Here is a 15,210-nt window from a genome sequence, read left to right as displayed (position 1 = left end):
AGCCGGGGCGGTGTTTGTCGGTGGCGAGCAGCACGCCGTCAAAAGCTAGAACCCGAGGCCGAGGCGGAAGCCTTGCTGCACCTTGCGGCCCGACTGCACGGCCGTAAAGTAGTCGACGCGCAGGAGCTTGAACACGTGCTCCAGGCCCACGCCCAGCTCGGCGTAGTGGCCGGCGGCCGGGGTATGCAGGTAGTTCACGGTGCCCACTTCCTGCCATTTCAACCGGCGCATGAGCGGGATTTTGTTCAGGAAGAAGCCGTTGAAATGGTGGTCGAAGTGCGCCTCCACGAACGTCTTGCGGGTGCTGTAGCGGTAGTAGTCGAGCAGCTGAAACTGGGTGAAATCGGCGGCCAGAAGGGTTTGGTTGCCCGCGAAATGCCGGTAGTCCATAAACGCCAGCTTGGGGTTGCCCAGGAAACCGCCCACGTTGACGTGGTAGCTGCTCGAGCCCAGCAGCCCAAACTGCACCGATTGCCGGATACCGCCTTCGAGGTAGGTGTAGCGCACGTCGGAACCGGGCACGCCCCAGCCCTGCCGCCACGTGAGGCGCAACAGCGGGTACTTCGAGCCGAGGTTGATTTTGCCCGTGGGCCGCGTGATGAACCGCTGGCCGGGACGGTAGCTCAGCCACAGTTCGGAGCCCAAGGCCCGGCTGCGGCCGAAACCGGAGCCGTTGGGCAGCTCGGCCGCCACGGGCGTGTTGGGCGTGAAGGCCCGGCCGGGCACGTCGGTAATCAGGTCGATGGTGGAATTCTGCAGCTCGCGGCGGTCGAAGTAGCTAACGGCGGTGCGCACATCGAGGCCATTGAGCATTTCGGCCAAGTAGCCCACTTCGGCCCCGCGGCGCTGGTAGTACTTGGCGTAGTTGCGGTTGCGAAACAGCGTGTAAGTAGTATTAATGGCCGGCGTGAGCTGCGAGTTGGGGTCGAAGTTTTCGATGGTGCGGCCCACTATTACCTGCAGCCGGGCCGTGCGCATAGCATCGTGCTGCCAGTTGATTTCCACCGATGGACTGAAAAGCTTGGCATCGACGCCGTAGCGGAACGAGGGCGTCATCCAGAAACGGCGCCGGTCGTCGGTGTAGCGCGAGTACGTCAGCTGCGGGTTGACGATGGTGCCCTCGACGGTGCTGTACTGCAAAATTTGGAACACCGGCGCTACGTAGTATTGCTGCTTGCGGTGGGTATCGTTGTAGGTGTAGCCGGTCAGCAAGAACTTATCGGTGCTAAACCGATTCCTGATTCGGTCGAGTGAGTCCTGGTAGGGCTTGGAGTTGCGAATGGTCTCGGTGCTGTCCTTCACGTGGTAGTCTTTCACCTCCTCCTCGGTCAGGGGCACCGGCCGAATCTGGGCCCAGTAGGCGCTGTCCCGCTCGTTGGCACCTTTCTCCACCCGCATAATTTCGCCGTGCGCCAGCTTTTCCACTTCCATCAGCGGCGCGCGGCGGCCGGCCGAGTCGGCAGCCGCCGCGGCTTTGCGGCTCTGGCGCTTCACCTGCCGGCTGATGGCCCGCACGGCCGGACGCTCCTGCTTGGCCTCGGCCACGGTTTCGGCGTGCACTTCGGCGGGCGTGGGCTGCGGGGCAGGCGCGGCCGGCGCCGGGCGGCTGGGGTAGGTGGGCGTTACGCGGTAGTTGGAAAAAATGGCCGTCAGGTAGGCGTTGCCGTGGAAACCAAACGCCGAAATGTTGGCCGTCAGCGTCTGGCTCTGCATCACCCACACGTGCGGCGCGTTGGGTGCGGGCGCGTACTGCTGGTCGATGCGCACGTTGTCGACGTAATCGAGCTGGGCATCTTGGTTGAGGGTGAGGCCCACCGAATGAATGCGCCACGTGCCGTCGGCAATGTAGATGTGGCCGGCAAACACCGGGTCGGTGCGGCGGCGCGGTATTACTTTGATTTTGTGGATCAGTTGCCCGGCCTGCTCGGTGGTGCCCTCCAGCACATATTGGTAGAATAGAAACGCGTTCGGCGCGATGGGCGACACAAACCCCCGCTCCGAAAACGCCTTGATGACGGGGTTGTAGAAGCTCATGCCCCGCCCCGCCCCGGCCCGGTTCAGGCTGAAAGCCTTGGCGTCGCCGCTCACGCGCGAAGAAATCATGCGCTCTTTCACCACGTTGGGCTGCTGAAACGATACTTCCGACACCGACTCGGACAGATACAGAATGCCCGGCTTCAGATCGGGCCCAACCTTGAACAAGCCCAGCACGCGGCTGGGCGCGTCTTTCAGCCGGGCCAGCGCCTTGATATAAGTGCGCGCCGTGAAGGCCGCCACCTCGCGCCGGTGGTAGGTGCGCCAATCCATGGCGTGCTGGATGATGGCATAAGCGGGGTCGCGGTCTTTGGCGCGCACCACCACTTCGCGCAGCTGGTACTGCTCGGGCGTGAGCGTCACGTTGAGCACCGTGGCCGTGTCGCCGCCGGCAATGCGCACCTGCTCCAGCCGGGGCTTGAAGCCCACGTACTGAAACACAATTTCGTAGCTACCGGCCTGCAGCGGCAGCTGGTAGTTGCCCTGTTCGTTGGAGGCGGTGTTGGTGGTGGTGCCTTTCACGGCCACGTTGGCAAAGCCCAGGGGCTGCCCGGCGGGGTCGGTAATGCGGCCGCGCAACACCCCGGCATGGCCCAGTAGGGGCAGGAGCAAAAGCAGACTCAACAGGCGGGGTATCCGACGAAACATAGCTAATCGCGCGTTTAAGGGCAAGTTAGGAGGTAGAGCCGCTTGCCGGTGAAGCCGTTGCCTGCACCAGCAAAATATATTGGCTGCCCCGCAACATCCTGCATCCTCAACGCTCCAGCGGCGGCGTGGCCGGAATGGCGTCGGGCTCGGGTACCGGCAACGGGGCGCGGCGAGCGTGCTGAGCAAGGTACCAAGCGTTCAGCAACACGCCGGCCAGCACCAGGCCCATGCCGGCGTAGGCACCCGGCGGGAAGGCTTCGCCGAAGAAAGCCAGCCCAAAGCCCAGCGCGTACAGAATGCCCAGGTAGTTCCAGTTGGCCACTTTCGAGAGTTGCTCGGCCTGATAGGCTTTGGTCATGTACACCTGCGCGCCCTGGGTAAACACCCCCGTGAGCAGCAGCCACAGCCAGTCCCAGCCGTGTGGAGCCGTCCAGTTGAAGAGGCAGTACACGCCCGCAATGGGCAGGGCCACCATCGGGAAGTAAAACACCACCACCAGCGGGTGCTCTTTCCCCTTGAGCCGCCGGATGGAATTGTAGCTGAAGCCCGAAAAAACCGCCGACAACACGCCCAGGCCCAGCCACAGCGGCTCCACGCGGGTGTCCACGCCTTCGGCCCACAGCACGCCGGCAAACGAGAGCAGAAAGAACAGCCATTGCCAGGGCTTCACTGCCTCCTTCACCACGAAAATGCCGATGATGGCCGTGAAAATGGGCGCCAGGTATTGGAGCGTGACGGCCGTGGCCAGCGGCATGCGCTGCAGCGTGCCAAAGTACAGCATGAGGGCCAGCGCGCCGGTGGTGCCGCGGGCAATCAGGAAGAAGTGGTTGGTGCCCCAGGGCCGGATGCGCAAGGCGCGCAGCGTGAGGTAGCTGAGCCCAACCGAGATGAGCGAACGGAACAAAATGATTTCCATGGCCGGCAAATGCGGCAGCAGTTTCACGCACACGTTCATGAGCGCGAAACAGAGCGTAGACAGCAGCATGTAGCGGACGCCGCGGGTAAAAACCATACATCGGAGATTCTGGCGAAGGCGGCTGCAACCCGAAAGTGCGCACACACCTACCCGATTGCAACTAGGTACCAAACAAGCAAACAATCTCGCGGTTGTATATGGAAATGTGCGGTTTGCATACTACATTGCCTCCCGGTAGCCCAATGGTCTTCGGATAATACAGCGGGCTGCCGGTTTTTGGATGAATCAATCCAACTTGTTTATGTGAGCGAACAGCCGCCGCCTTCTGGGCGGCGGCTGTTTTTTTACCCCCTCCGGTTTTCCGGCCAAAGTCGGTGGTACAGGCGCCCCGTGCGGCACCAATTGCGTACAAGAAGGACTCCATTTCCCGTTAGCCAGCCCATGGAAGACGCTTCCCGCAAACGCAAATTCTACACGCCTGCCGAAGCCCTGCAGAAGATTGCCGCCTTCTGCGCTTACCAGGAGCGCAACCACAAAGAAGTAGAAGCCAAGCTGCGCACCTACGGGCTCGACGAAGACGAAGCCGCCGAAATCCTGATGCGGCTGGTGCGCGAAAAGCTGCTCGACGACGAGCGGTTTGCCCGCTCGTTCGTGCGCGGCAAGTACCGGCTCAAAAAGTGGGGCCGCCGGCGCATCCGGCAGGAGCTGAAGCAGCGCGGCATTTCCGAGTACTGCATCAAGGCCGGCATGAGCGAAATCGACGGCGACGAGTACTACCAGAACCTGGTGGAAGTGCTGGAGAAGAAGAACGCGCAGGAGAAGGAGCCGAACCCGCACAAGCGGCGACAAAAACTCACGCTCTACGCTACGGCCAAGGGCTACGAAGGCGAGTTTATTCAGGACGCGCTAATTGAGGTGCTGGGCGTGCGGAAATAACCGCGCCTAACGGCTTGCCCGTTAAACGCGGCAGGCAATGCCAGCTTGGGCAGCGGAGCAACTGATTATGTACGCTGGTGCCGCCGGGCGTTGTGGCGTCTGTCGCAGCGTCAGCACTGCTCCTACGCCCAAGGCGGCACCCACGGCCAGTAGGCAGATGCCGGCAATCATGCACAGCAGGGCCCAAGACCGAAATACTAACTGGTACATCGTTTCGGTGGGTTAAGTAGGTCGAGATTATTCAACTGAATACTGGGACGTGTCAACTGGCCTGTAGGCCGTAGTGCTTGGCTACGGCGGCAATCCGGGCGGCATTGGGGTTGGTGGGAAGCGCTGGTATTACCAGTGCCTGGGCCGGCTCCGCCAAGTCGCGGAAGAAGTTTTCGAACCCGGCGGGCGAAATATGCAGCAGCGTGCGGGCGTAATCGGTTTCGAGCCGGAAGGTGTGGCGAATGCCGCGCGGCAGGTGCACCACGTCGCCGGGACCGGCGTGCAATTCTTCGTCGCCCACGTGAAAGGTAAGCTGCCCGTCGAGCACGTACACGGTTTCGTCTTCGCGCAGATGCGTGTGAACCGGCGGCTCGACTCCTCGCTGCAGGCTGACATCGAGCAGAGCAAATTCCCCGTTCGTTTCGGCGCCCGTAATCAGTGGGGTGGTGAGCGTGCCCATGTACCACCACGATTCGGCGAGCGTGCGCCGCCGCAGAAAGGGCGAGCGGGCCGGCATCAGGGTGGTTTGCATAGCGAAGTCGGCGGCCAGGACGTGCGGAGGCGTGAGGGTTTTCATAGCGGCAGTAGCGGCTTGGGTGGGTACACCAAAACTACCACCGCCTCGCTCCTACGCCCAACCTCGCTTCGTCACATAAACATGCGAACCAAGCAGTTGCCCGCCGTTTTCGCCGCGCTGCCTACATCAATATGTTAGGCCACCGGGCTAGCGTAGCGGTTCGCGGCGGGGCGCTGCCAGTTGGTGCGTCAGCACCACGCGCCGGCCGGTCATGGTTTCGAGCATGGGCCGCAGGATCTGCTCGGCGTTTTGCTCGGTTTGGGCCAGAATACCCGACTGCAAGGCAGCGCGGCGCACATTCTGTTCGGCGTATTTGTAGCCGGCATCTACCAGTTCGGCATCGTTGAAAAAGCCGTTTTCCACGCTGTACACCTTGCTGCCGTTGTGGTCGATGCGCCACGTGCACAGCTCGGGCGCCGGCAAAGCCACGCGCACCACCGAGTCGCCTTCGAACACCACATCAAGCGGCTTGATTTTGCGCAGATCGAGGCAGCCTACTGCTTCGCCGGCCACAATGAGGGCCACTTTGGCGTCGGGCAGAAAGCGGTAGGTACTCTTCTTGTACTCCACCACGTCCTTGAAGCGGTAGCGCACCAGCTCCAGCTTGCCCAGGGCTTCTATTTTTTCCAGCACGGTGTTATGCGTCACCGTCACGCGCGGCGCGGCCCGCAGCGGGTTAAAGGTGTCGAGCGAGGGGGCCACTTTCTGCCACAGAAACCAACCCAGCCCAACCAGGAACAGCAACGGCAGCAAACGGCGCAACAAACGAAACAGAGGCGGCATAGGTAGCAACAATACAAACTCAACCGCAAACTATACGGCGGCGGGCGGCCGCACGCCGAAACGCGCGGCAAAGCCGGCCCAGCCCTGCAGCCCGCCGGTATGCACCGCCACCACGGTGCTGCCGCGCGGGAAGTGTCCGGCTTCAACCAAGGCCAGCGTGCCGTAGAGCAGTTTGCCGGTATACACGGGGTCGAGCAGCACGCCGTGCCGCTGGTAGAACTGCTCGATGAAAGCCAGCAGCGGCACCGAATACCGGGCGTACCCGCCAAAGTGAAACTCGGTGCGCAGTTCCCAGTTGCCGAAAGTGCGCCCGGCCGTTTGCTGCACCCATCGTTCCACTTCGGCCCGCAGACTGCCGCCGCTGCCTTTAAGCGCCGAAACGCCCACTACCTGCTGGTGGCCTTGGCTGCCCAGCACCAGCCCGGCCAGCGTGCCCCCGGTGCCGCAGGCTACTGTCAGCGCATCGAAGGGCTCGTGGGCAGCTTCAAGTTCGGACACGATTTCGGCACAGCCTCGCACGGCCAGGGCATTGGTGCCGCCTTCGGGCAACACATACGCCGGGCCGAGGCGCTGCAGCACATCAGCCAGCCACGCGGCGTCGTGGCGCCGGCGGTAGTCTTCACGGCTCACAAAATGCAGCTGCATACCTTGGGCCGCACAAGCAGTCAAGGTTGGGTTGTGCGGCTCCAGCTCGTCGCCGCGCACAATGCCGATGGTGCGGAAGCCGTAGAGCCGGCCAGCCGTGGCCACGGCGGCTAAGTGGTTGGAATAGGCACCGCCGAAGGTCAGCAGTGCCGCGTGGCCTTGCTCACGGGCCGCCAGCAGGTTGTATTTCAGCTTCCGCCATTTGTTGCCGGGCAGTTCGGGGTGGTGCAAATCGTCGCGCAGCACCCGCAGGCGCACACCCCGCCGCTCGGCCACCGGCTCGGGCAAATCGGTCAGAATGGGCGGCTGGTATTCCGTTGAAAGCACGGCGAGTTGGAGTCGGGCGCTGCTAAAATGCAACGGTGCCGCGACGTTGGGGTCGCGGCACCGTTGCCATCAATTCATCGATACGGCGCCTAGGCAGGCAGCAAATCGTCGTCTGCGGCGGGCGCGTCGGGCGCGGGCCGGCGGCGCACGGCGTACACCACGGCGCCAATCAGCACGGCAAACAGCGCAATGGACGACACCAGCGACACGGTGTTGCCAATCTGGTACTCCTTGGGCTCGAACTTGAAGTCGATTTTGTGGCGGCCGGCCGGCACGGGCATGGCGCGCAGCACGTAGTTGGCGCGCACGTGCGGCACCAGTTTGCCGTCGAGGTAGGCGTTCCAGCCGTCGGCGTAATAGATTTCGGAGAAGACCACGAAGCCGTCCTGCGCCGCGTTGGCCTCGTAGCTCAGCGCGTCGGGCGAGTAGTGCGTAAGGCGAATGGTGGAGCCGGCCGCGTTGTAGCTGGTTTTGGCCTGCGGAAACTTGCTCACGTCCACAATGGCCGTGGTTACCGGGTCGAAGGTGCTCAGGGCCGCCATTTCCTGATCGGGGTTCTGCACCGGCTGAATGGTAGACACAAACCAGGCGTTGCCCAGCGCGCCGGGGTTTTGCTGCGCCACCGGCGCACCGGTTTTCTGGTCGCGCCCAATGAAGTAGCGCGCGTTCAGCATGGACATAATGCGCGGGTTGTTCTGCGAAATCTGCCGCTCAATCAAATCCTGGTAGCGCCGCAGCTTGGCCCCGTGGTAGCCGCCAATGCTCTTGTGGAAATACGAAGTGTTGGCTTCGTTGAAGGGGTTGTCTACGTTCAGCACCCGGAAGTGCAGCGTGGGGTCGTTGAAAATCTGCTGATCAGCGGCCGAGGGCACAAACTCCTGCGCCACAGTCTTTTCCTGGAAGTTCGACTCGCCCAAGTAGCGCTTGTCGACGGCCCAAAGGTCCACGAGCGTGAGGGCCGCCACGAGGCCGGCAGCTACGGTCACCGTGAGCTTGCGGCGCAGGTAGAACCACAGCACCGCGGCCGTGGCCAGCACAAAGAACAACGAGCGGAACACGTCGGCGCGCATCAGGCTGGCACGGTCCTGCCGCAGCGCGTCGAGCGGGAAGCCCTGTTGCTGCAGGTTGCTGTCAATGGGCGAAGCAAAATCGGCCCCCAAGCCAACAATGAAAGCCAGCAAAATAATACCCGCCGTAATGCCGGTGGCCAGCAGCAGCTTGCGGTTGAGGTCTGCAGTTTCGGACGAAACAACTGCCGCAGTGGGCAGCTTAGGATGTGCGCCTGGCAGCACGGTGGCAACCGGGCGGGCGCGCAGCACGCGGGCCAGGGCCAGCACGGCCAGCAGCGGCATGGCCAGCTGAGCAATAACCAGCGCCATCGACACCGAGCGGAACTTGTTGTAGCCCGGGAAGTAGTCGAACATCAGGTCGTTGAACGTCGCGAAGTTCTTGCCCCAGGCCAGCAGAATCGACAGAATGGTGCCGACGAGCAACCAGGTGCGCGTGCGGCGGTCGGCCACGAACAGGCCGAGCACAAACAGCAGACAGACCACCGCGCCCACATACACCGGGCCGCTGGTAATGGGCTGGTCACCCCAGTAGGTCGGAATGTTTTGCAGGTAGTCGCGCAGCTGCACGGGCGGCACGCCCAGGCCAGCCAGGGCTTTGCCGGTAGCCGAATTCTCGTCGAGCTTGCCCGACGAAGCACCGCCGTAGTAGTTGGGAATCAGCAGCGTAATGGTTTCGCCCACACCGTAGCTCCAGCCGAAGGCGTAGTCGCGGTCGAGGCCCGAGCCGGCTTCCTGTTTGGCTGCCGGCTGGCCCGGCGCCGCGGGCGGCGGGGTGGTCAGCTCCGACTTGCCGCGGATGCTGTACTTGCCGTAGGAAGCCGTGGTGTAGAGGCGCCCGAAGCTGACGCCTACCGCCAGCAACGCCGCCACGCCCAGAATAGCCGAGCGTTGTAGGAAGTCGGCAAGCCGCTTTTCCCGCAGGGCAAACACAAACTCCACAATGCCGAAAATCAGCACCAGCAAGAGCAAGTAGTAGGTGATTTGCAGGTGGTTGGCCCGTACGTTCATCGTCAGGCCCAGGGCAAACAGCGCCGCGCCGAGCCAGCGTTGCCGCCGGAACGCAACCAGCAGGCCCGCCAGCACCAGCGGCGCGTAGGCCAGGGCATAGGACTTGGAGTTGTGCCCTGCCGCCAGAATCACCAGGTTGTAGCTCGTCAGGCCCAGCGCCAGCGCACCTGTGAGGGCCACGATGGAGCGCATACCCAAGGCCACAAACAAGAGGTAGCCGCAAAGCAAGGCCACAAACAGGTTGGCCACCACGGCCGGCAGGCCCAGCGTAAAAATGCTGCTCAAATACACCGACAGGTCGCCCGGGAAACGGGTACCAATCAGGTAGGTGGGCATGCCCGAAAACATGGAGTTCGTCCAGAGCGCCTCCTGGCCGGTGGCCTGGCGGTAGGCCGCCGCCTCTTGGGCGCCGCCGTTGAACTGCACAATGTCGTGCTGGCTCAGGGTCTGGCCCTTGAAGACGATGGGCGAGAAATAGAGCACCGCAACTCCCAGCAGGAAGACTACGGCCAAAAGGTGCGGCAGCAAACGGCGCCACAGCGGGAGGGCGGCCGTCGTCGGCGGAACAACTGAGGTCATTCGGCAGGCGAAATAAACAGGCGGAACAAAGGAAAACCCGGCCCACACGCAGCAGGCCGGGCAGAAACAGCCCGAAGGTAGGTCGATTATTTCACTTCCTCGAAGTCCACGTAGTCGCCGCCACGGAATTCCTCGGCGCGGCGCGGCTTGGCGGCGGGCGGCACGTAATCGACGCGCACTTTGCCCTCGGGCCCCGGGTTAGGCGGCGGGGGCGCACCAAACGGCGCCGCCCTGGGGTCAAACCGCACACCGCCACGCTCCATTTGCTTGCGCACAAACGTGGTGAGCAGCCAGCGCATGAGCAGCGGCAACACCATGCGCAGCAGCGTGGCTACCAAGAAGAATATGAGCAGGGTCTTGATGATCATCCGTGCGCAGCCTCGTCGGGTTTGAAGTAAAAGTCGCGGTCGGCCGTGGTTTGCAGCTCGGCTGGCCCGCAAGGTACTAACCGCGGCTCGGCGCCGCTAGTTTCCAGCACGTACGGCCGGTAGCCCAACCCGGCCAGCAACTCGCTCACCTGGCGGCGGTTGTCGCCACCGTTAAGCTCGGTTTGGATAACGGGGCGGTGCCGGCGCAGTGTAGCCTGCATGTGCTGAAACACCTGGTGCTCGAAGCCTTCCACGTCGCACTTCACAAAGTCAAGCCGGTCGAAATCGGCCAGCAACTCGTCGGGCACGCGCATGTCCACGTCGTAGAACTGCCCGTATTGCTCGGCGGGGTTGGAGTCGGCAATCTTGGTCATGCCGTGGTGCAGCAAGCCGTTGCGGGCAGGCGTGCCCATTCGCACGGAGGTATTTTGCCCGCCCAAAGCGTAAGGCAGCAGCAGCAGGTTATTGATGCCGCTCAGGCGCACGTTGTCTTGCCAGATGCGCTGAAACAGCGGCACCGGCTCCACGGCCAGCACTTTGCCCGTGGGCCCCACCAGCCGCGACAAGGCCACGGAGTAATAGCCCAGGTTGGCGCCGATGTCGAGGCATACGTCGCCGGGCTTCACCAGCCGGGCCAGATAAAACAGCTCCGGGTACTTCGCCTTGCCCCAGCCCACCGCCACCAGCCGCAGGTACATGCGACTAACGAACCGGATGTACCGCTCGAAGCCGAGGGTGCCGACGAGGAGTTTGCGCAACGCTTTCATGTGCCAGCAAAGGTAACAGTCGGCGCGGGGCCGCACGGCTCTCGGTGACTTGGCGCTTACTTCGCTGCGCTCCACCAGCGCGATACGCCCGCGGCCACCAAGCCGCCCAACGTGTACCACGCCACGGTCATCAGCTGGGTTTGCGGCGTGCGGTTGCTGGGTCCGTCGCCTAGCCCCAACGGCCCCGGCAGCACCACCCCACCCACGCCGGCCGCTACGCCCAGGACCGCCCCGCGCCACCACGCATCCTTGCCCGACCCCACCAAGCTGTAGTAGAGGCCGTTGCTGAACAGGTCGCCGGCCATGGTCGCGTTGTAAAGCGTCTGCTGATCAGGCGCAGGGGCATCGGCGGCGGCCAGCAGCTTGCGCAGACCGCGCATACCGAGAATGTCCATTCGCGGCGCATCGGGCGTTAGTTTGCGGGCGGCTTGGTGTACCAGCGTCAGGGCAACGGCCCCGGACAAGCCACTGACGAGAGCTTGGGTAATGTCGGCGGAAGCGGAGGATTTCATAAGTAGTAAATCGAGGTTATCAGTGAAAAACGCACTGGAGGAAGCGAGGTTGAGAACTTCGCCCGGAAAAATTTCCGCCGAACTTTTGCGCGGCGTTTCCCGGCCCTGTTATATTTGCACTCCCATTGCGGCGTTTCCGCCCGGTGGCAGTTGCCTGCTTAGCTCAGTTGGTAGAGCAGCTCATTCGTAATGAGCAGGTCGTTGGTTCGAGTCCAATAGCAGGCTCCAGACGCAAAGCGGCCCGTTTCCGAAGAGGAAACGGGCCGCTTTCGTTTTTCAGATCAGTTTGGCGCGACTACGCGCTGCGCTTGTTGGTCAGTTTCGAGAGGTAGCTGATGCCCAGCGCCAAGGCCAGGCCGCCTACTACTTTTTGGGTGGTGCTGAGCTTGCCTACTTTGCCGGCAGCGGCATCACCAAAGTTTTTGAGGGAGTTGTTCACACCGTCGAGCACCGAGGAGGCTTTGCTGCCTACGCTGCCCTGGGGCTGCGAAGCGGCCGGCGAGTTGCTCAGGAAATCGGTATTGGCGGAGGTGTTGTTCATGGCCATGAGTTTGAAAGTCAGGAGTTGTAAGAGTTCAGAACCGACCTCGCAAAGAGGTTTGTGGTCTATTCGTAAACTAGCCTTGTAGGGTTGCGTTATTTACGCGTTTAAGCCCTCAGAAGTGGCAGTCTTGGGTTTTGCACTGGGTTTTCGTGGATCTGCCCGACACTTTTCAAAACCAAAACCGGCCGCCGCTGTCTATCAGCGTATCACCCGAAAAGCCACGCCTTCACTACCACCCTACCCTATGCCGGAGCGTTTCAAAGACAAAGTATGCTTGGTCACGGGCGGCACCTCGGGCATTGGGCGCGCGGCGGCCGAGCAATTGGGCCGCGAGGGTGGCAAAGTAGCCGTGTTGGGGCGTCATGCCGAGGCCGGGCGGGAGGTCGTGCAGGTTATTCGGGCAGCAGGTGGCGAGGCCCGGTTCATTAGCTGCGACGTAGGCCGCGATGCGCACCTGAGCCGCGCAGTAGAGCGCGTGCTGGGCTACTGGGGGCGCGTTGACGTGCTGGTAAACGACGCTGCCATGATGACCTTCGAGCCCATTCTTAAGCTCGACCCGGCGCAGTGGGACTTGCTCATGAACGTCAACCTACGAGCTCTTTTCCGACTGTGCCAGCTGTGCCTGCCGCACATGCAGGGCGGCAGCATCGTGGCGGTAAGTTCGGTGCACGCGCATCAAACCACGCCCAACGTGGTGCCCTACGCGGCCAGCAAAGGAGCCCTCGAGGCGTTTGTGCGAGGCCTCAGCCTGGAAATTCCGCATACCCAGGCCCGTATCAATGCTGTAGCTCCGGGGGCCGTGGATACGCCAATGCTCTGGAGCAACCCCAACGTGAAAAGCGGCAAGGAAAAAATTACGGGGCAGGTGGGCACGCCCGCCGAGCTAGCCGCTGCCATCTGCTTTCTGGCCTCCGACGAGGCCAGCTTTATCAACGGCACCTCGTTAGCCGTCGACGGTGGCCGGCTGGCTGCCTTATAGCTTGATGCGCATCTCCAAAGCCCACTAGCTACAGCACCAGATCGGGGCGCGGGTCTTGCGGCGTAGGCTCGGTGCCTCGACCGGGACCGGGCGGTACTGCCACGCCCAAGGCTGCGGCGTAGCGGCTGGTGTCGCGCACTGCCGCTTCGCGCGCTTCTACCTCGAACCGGTTGGCGTAATAGCCCACCCGAACCGACTCAATCAGGTATTTCCACAGGAACGGCACCAAGCCGTGCTCCTGCACCTGCCGGATGTGGCACATCTCGTGCGCGACCCACGACGGGTCGCGCAGGAAGGCCTCGCGCGTCACGCCGCTCAAGTGAATGGCCTTGCCCAACACCATGGCCACGTTGGGCTGCCCCAGCTTCAAGCGGGCTATGCGAGCGAAGGGCGAATTTTCAACGATGCGGGGGAGTTCCATGGCCGTTTCTGTGACAAGCACCGAGTACGCGCTATATAACAAAGCAGTTATACAACTCATCAATATTATTCCGCCAACACATTGGACCAAACAATGAAAATCACCTTGTTTTCGGCCATAAATTTGGACGCTTAGGCTGACGGGTCTAGATTTACCCTATCAGCCCGGATAGAATCTTTCTGATCCGGCTGGTTAAAACCTCTTTTTTCGCTTCTCAAACTACCTGACTTAGAGAAGAAAAGTACGCCATCAGACCCCTTCGGGTCACCGCCTGGGGGCGGAGTTTCATACCCACACGACGGACAATGAAGAATACCTTTTTGTGTTGCCTCGCCGCTGTTTCACTGGCCCTTTCCTTTTTCTTTGATTACTCGCCCGAGGCGAAGGTTGCATCGGCAGCCGGCAGCCCGGCCCTGGCCGAAGCCTCGCTCCTGAGCTTCGCCAACGGCGACGAAGGCGACCGGCCTTCCGCCACCTTCCGCGACTCGCTCAACGTGGGCTACTACGCCCAAACCCTCGGCATCAAAGCCGACTACGACGAAAACGCCTCGTTGCTGCGCACCGTGAGCGAGTGGATTGGAACTCCCTACCGCTTCGGTTCGAACTCCAAAAAAGGCACCGACTGCTCGGGCTTCGTGACCCGCGTATTCAAGGAAGTGTACGGCATCAACCTCGTGCACAGCTCCCGCTCGATGTTCAACAACGTGAAGCGTGTAGCCAAAGCCGAGATGCAAGCCGGCGACCTGGTATTCTTCCGCCGCGGCCCCGGCCAGCCCATCTACCACGTAGGTATTTACCTCGCCGATGGCAAGTTTGCCCACGCCGCCACCAACGGCGGCGTAATGGTAAGCTCGCTCGAGCAGGCTTACTACCACCGCAACTTCTACGCGGCTGGCCGCGTGGCCACTGCTACCGAGTAGCAGGCTCACTTACTCAGCAACATCTCCAAAGCCCTTGCTCCACCGCAAGGGCTTTTTTGTTTGCTTTGCCCCGCAAACATGCGCTGATAACTATTTTGGCGCGAAACAGTATAGGACGGCAGTTGGCCGGCGCGTGCTTCAGCCTGTGGCGGCGGTCGGTCGCACTTCTCTTGTTTCTTCTCAACAGCCCTCTTGATATGGCTTCGCAACAACCCAACGGCGAACGAATTGCGTCGTCCCCGTTCTTCAAAAGCCTCCTCGGCAAAGCCGAAGGCTACCTCAAACAGCCGCTGCGCATCAAGCAGCTCGTGAATGACGCGTACCAGAAAGCCAGCGAAAAGAACGACGTGGGCACCATTGCCCACGAGGCCTGGGAAAGCATGCAGACGCTCTTCCGTCTCATCAAAGCGGCGGCATCGGGCGAGTACACCGGTATTCCCACACCCACCATTCTGGGCGCCATTGCCGTGCTCATCTATTTCCTGAGCCCGATTGACCTCGTGCCCGACTTCATTCCGGTGGTGGGCCTGCTCGACGATGTAGCGCTGATGGCGTGGTTCATGAGCACACTCAAAACCGAAATCGACCACTTCCACGAGTGGGAAAGCACCCGCCCGGCCACCGCCGCCAGCGCCAACGTGCCGGCCGAAAAGTGGCAGCCGACAACCGACAGCAAAGCGCCGGTGCGGCTGCTCGAAAAAGCCGAGCACAGCGTGAGCAGCGGCTCGTTCGACGAAAGCACCGACTCGGCCAAGCGCGCTGGCAAAGCCGACCTGCCCGGCGGCTCGTCGCCGGACCCGGCAAACCCGGCCGAGCCGCACCACCCCACCATCGACGTGACGCCCAACCCGAACGTGACCGGCGCCAGCGTGGCCGGCAGCCGCGACCCGAAGGACCCGGGCATCCGCGGCGGCGACACCGGCGGCAACGTACGGTAGGCTGCTTCGCTTACTTCACAAGCACAAA

Annotated in this window: 14 protein-coding genes, 1 tRNA gene and 1 pseudogene; 5 read left to right on the top strand and 11 right to left on the bottom strand. The window is 62.3% G+C overall.

What is annotated here, in order from left to right; all coding sequences use genetic code 11:
* Positions 1-45: 45 nt before the first annotated feature.
* Positions 46-2,646, bottom strand: a complete 2,601-nt coding sequence (locus tag F0P96_RS14840) for a DUF5686 and carboxypeptidase regulatory-like domain-containing protein (RefSeq protein ID WP_160620326.1) — start codon at positions 2,644-2,646, stop codon at positions 46-48.
* 142 nt (positions 2,647-2,788) lie between these two features.
* Positions 2,789-3,694, bottom strand: a complete 906-nt coding sequence (locus F0P96_RS14835) for a DMT family transporter (RefSeq protein ID WP_235917483.1) — start codon at positions 3,692-3,694, stop codon at positions 2,789-2,791.
* Between the two features lie 345 nt (positions 3,695-4,039).
* Here F0P96_RS14835 and F0P96_RS14830 point away from each other — a divergent pair, with 345 nt between their 5' ends.
* Complete coding sequence (locus F0P96_RS14830; protein ID WP_151079689.1) at positions 4,040-4,534, top strand: regulatory protein RecX; 495 nt, start codon at positions 4,040-4,042, stop codon at positions 4,532-4,534.
* A 262-nt stretch (positions 4,535-4,796) separates the two neighbouring features.
* Here the strand turns inward: F0P96_RS14830 and F0P96_RS14825 are convergent, their stop codons facing one another.
* The 7 genes from F0P96_RS14825 to F0P96_RS14795 all read right to left on the bottom strand — a co-directional run bounded on the left by F0P96_RS14825 (position 4,797) and on the right by F0P96_RS14795 (position 11,380).
* Positions 4,797-5,321 (bottom strand): quercetin 2,3-dioxygenase, encoded by a 525-nt coding sequence (locus tag F0P96_RS14825; protein WP_151079688.1) that lies wholly within the window; start codon positions 5,319-5,321, stop codon positions 4,797-4,799.
* Between the two features lie 147 nt (positions 5,322-5,468).
* Complete coding sequence (locus tag F0P96_RS14820) at positions 5,469-6,104, bottom strand: DUF4230 domain-containing protein (RefSeq protein ID WP_151079687.1); 636 nt, start codon at positions 6,102-6,104, stop codon at positions 5,469-5,471.
* A gap of 30 nt (positions 6,105-6,134) precedes the next feature.
* On the bottom strand, positions 6,135-7,076 hold the full coding sequence (locus F0P96_RS14815) for a 1-aminocyclopropane-1-carboxylate deaminase/D-cysteine desulfhydrase (RefSeq protein WP_235917482.1): 942 nt from the start codon (positions 7,074-7,076) through the stop codon (positions 6,135-6,137).
* An 89-nt stretch (positions 7,077-7,165) separates the two neighbouring features.
* A complete protein-coding gene (locus F0P96_RS14810) occupies positions 7,166-9,733 on the bottom strand; it encodes a YfhO family protein (protein ID WP_151079686.1) in 2,568 nt (855 codons plus the stop codon).
* Between the two features lie 86 nt (positions 9,734-9,819).
* On the bottom strand, positions 9,820-10,101 hold the full coding sequence (locus F0P96_RS14805; RefSeq protein ID WP_151079685.1) for a hypothetical protein: 282 nt from the start codon (positions 10,099-10,101) through the stop codon (positions 9,820-9,822).
* A complete protein-coding gene (locus tag F0P96_RS14800; RefSeq protein WP_151079684.1) occupies positions 10,098-10,868 on the bottom strand; it encodes an FkbM family methyltransferase in 771 nt (256 codons plus the stop codon). Before F0P96_RS14800 ends, F0P96_RS14805 begins: the two co-directional genes overlap by 4 nt.
* Positions 10,869-10,924: 56 nt before the next feature.
* A complete protein-coding gene (locus F0P96_RS14795) occupies positions 10,925-11,380 on the bottom strand; it encodes a hypothetical protein (RefSeq protein WP_151079683.1) in 456 nt (151 codons plus the stop codon).
* A gap of 152 nt (positions 11,381-11,532) precedes the next feature.
* On the opposite strand from F0P96_RS14795, the gene F0P96_RS14790 reads away from it, so the two are divergent.
* A tRNA-Thr gene (locus tag F0P96_RS14790) sits at positions 11,533-11,608 on the top strand.
* 67 nt (positions 11,609-11,675) lie between these two features.
* Here F0P96_RS14790 and F0P96_RS14785 read toward each other — a convergent pair.
* Positions 11,676-11,921: a hypothetical protein gene (locus F0P96_RS14785; protein ID WP_151079682.1), complete on the bottom strand. Its 246-nt coding sequence runs from the start codon at positions 11,919-11,921 to the stop codon at positions 11,676-11,678.
* Positions 11,922-12,168: 247 nt separating this feature from the next.
* Between F0P96_RS14785 and F0P96_RS14780 the strand changes: the two genes are divergently transcribed.
* Positions 12,169-12,903: an SDR family NAD(P)-dependent oxidoreductase gene (locus F0P96_RS14780; RefSeq protein ID WP_151079681.1), complete on the top strand. Its 735-nt coding sequence runs from the start codon at positions 12,169-12,171 to the stop codon at positions 12,901-12,903.
* 28 nt (positions 12,904-12,931) lie between these two features.
* Here the strand turns inward: F0P96_RS14780 and F0P96_RS14775 are convergent, their stop codons facing one another.
* On the bottom strand, positions 12,932-13,324 hold the full coding sequence (locus F0P96_RS14775; protein WP_201743851.1) for a hypothetical protein: 393 nt from the start codon (positions 13,322-13,324) through the stop codon (positions 12,932-12,934).
* A 305-nt stretch (positions 13,325-13,629) separates the two neighbouring features.
* Between F0P96_RS14775 and F0P96_RS14770 the strand changes: the two genes are divergently transcribed.
* Together F0P96_RS14770 and F0P96_RS21445 are read left to right on the top strand one after the other, a co-directional pair.
* Complete coding sequence (locus tag F0P96_RS14770) at positions 13,630-14,244, top strand: C40 family peptidase (protein ID WP_151079680.1); 615 nt, start codon at positions 13,630-13,632, stop codon at positions 14,242-14,244.
* 197 nt (positions 14,245-14,441) lie between these two features.
* A pseudogene (locus F0P96_RS21445) lies at positions 14,442-14,795 on the top strand (YkvA family protein); the annotation flags it as partial.
* Positions 14,796-15,210: the final 415 nt, after the last annotated feature.

The organism is Hymenobacter busanensis, from assembly GCF_008727865.1.
Lineage (GTDB): Bacteria > Bacteroidota > Bacteroidia > Cytophagales > Hymenobacteraceae > Solirubrum > Solirubrum busanense.
The sequence above is the reverse complement of the archived record's forward strand: the minus strand, read 5'-3'. Positions and strand labels throughout refer to the sequence as shown.

Bases quoted from the DNA above. Each gene is read 5' to 3' on its own strand.
- F0P96_RS14835 (WP_235917483.1), bottom strand. From the start codon at position 3,694: ATGGTTTTTACCCGCGGCGTCCGCTACATGCTGCTGTCTACGCTCTGT.
- F0P96_RS14830 (WP_151079689.1), top strand. From the start codon at position 4,040: ATGGAAGACGCTTCCCGCAAACGCAAATTCTACACGCCTGCCGAAGCC.
- F0P96_RS14825 (WP_151079688.1), bottom strand. From the start codon at position 5,321: ATGAAAACCCTCACGCCTCCGCACGTCCTGGCCGCCGACTTCGCTATG.
- F0P96_RS14820 (WP_151079687.1), bottom strand. From the start codon at position 6,104: ATGCCGCCTCTGTTTCGTTTGTTGCGCCGTTTGCTGCCGTTGCTGTTC.
- F0P96_RS14810 (WP_151079686.1), bottom strand. From the start codon at position 9,733: ATGACCTCAGTTGTTCCGCCGACGACGGCCGCCCTCCCGCTGTGGCGC.
- F0P96_RS14805 (WP_151079685.1), bottom strand. From the start codon at position 10,101: ATGATCATCAAGACCCTGCTCATATTCTTCTTGGTAGCCACGCTGCTG.
- F0P96_RS14800 (WP_151079684.1), bottom strand. From the start codon at position 10,868: ATGAAAGCGTTGCGCAAACTCCTCGTCGGCACCCTCGGCTTCGAGCGG.
- F0P96_RS14795 (WP_151079683.1), bottom strand. From the start codon at position 11,380: ATGAAATCCTCCGCTTCCGCCGACATTACCCAAGCTCTCGTCAGTGGC.
- F0P96_RS14785 (WP_151079682.1), bottom strand. From the start codon at position 11,921: ATGAACAACACCTCCGCCAATACCGATTTCCTGAGCAACTCGCCGGCC.
- F0P96_RS14780 (WP_151079681.1), top strand. From the start codon at position 12,169: ATGCCGGAGCGTTTCAAAGACAAAGTATGCTTGGTCACGGGCGGCACC.
- F0P96_RS14775 (WP_201743851.1), bottom strand. From the start codon at position 13,324: ATGGAACTCCCCCGCATCGTTGAAAATTCGCCCTTCGCTCGCATAGCC.
- F0P96_RS14770 (WP_151079680.1), top strand. From the start codon at position 13,630: ATGAAGAATACCTTTTTGTGTTGCCTCGCCGCTGTTTCACTGGCCCTT.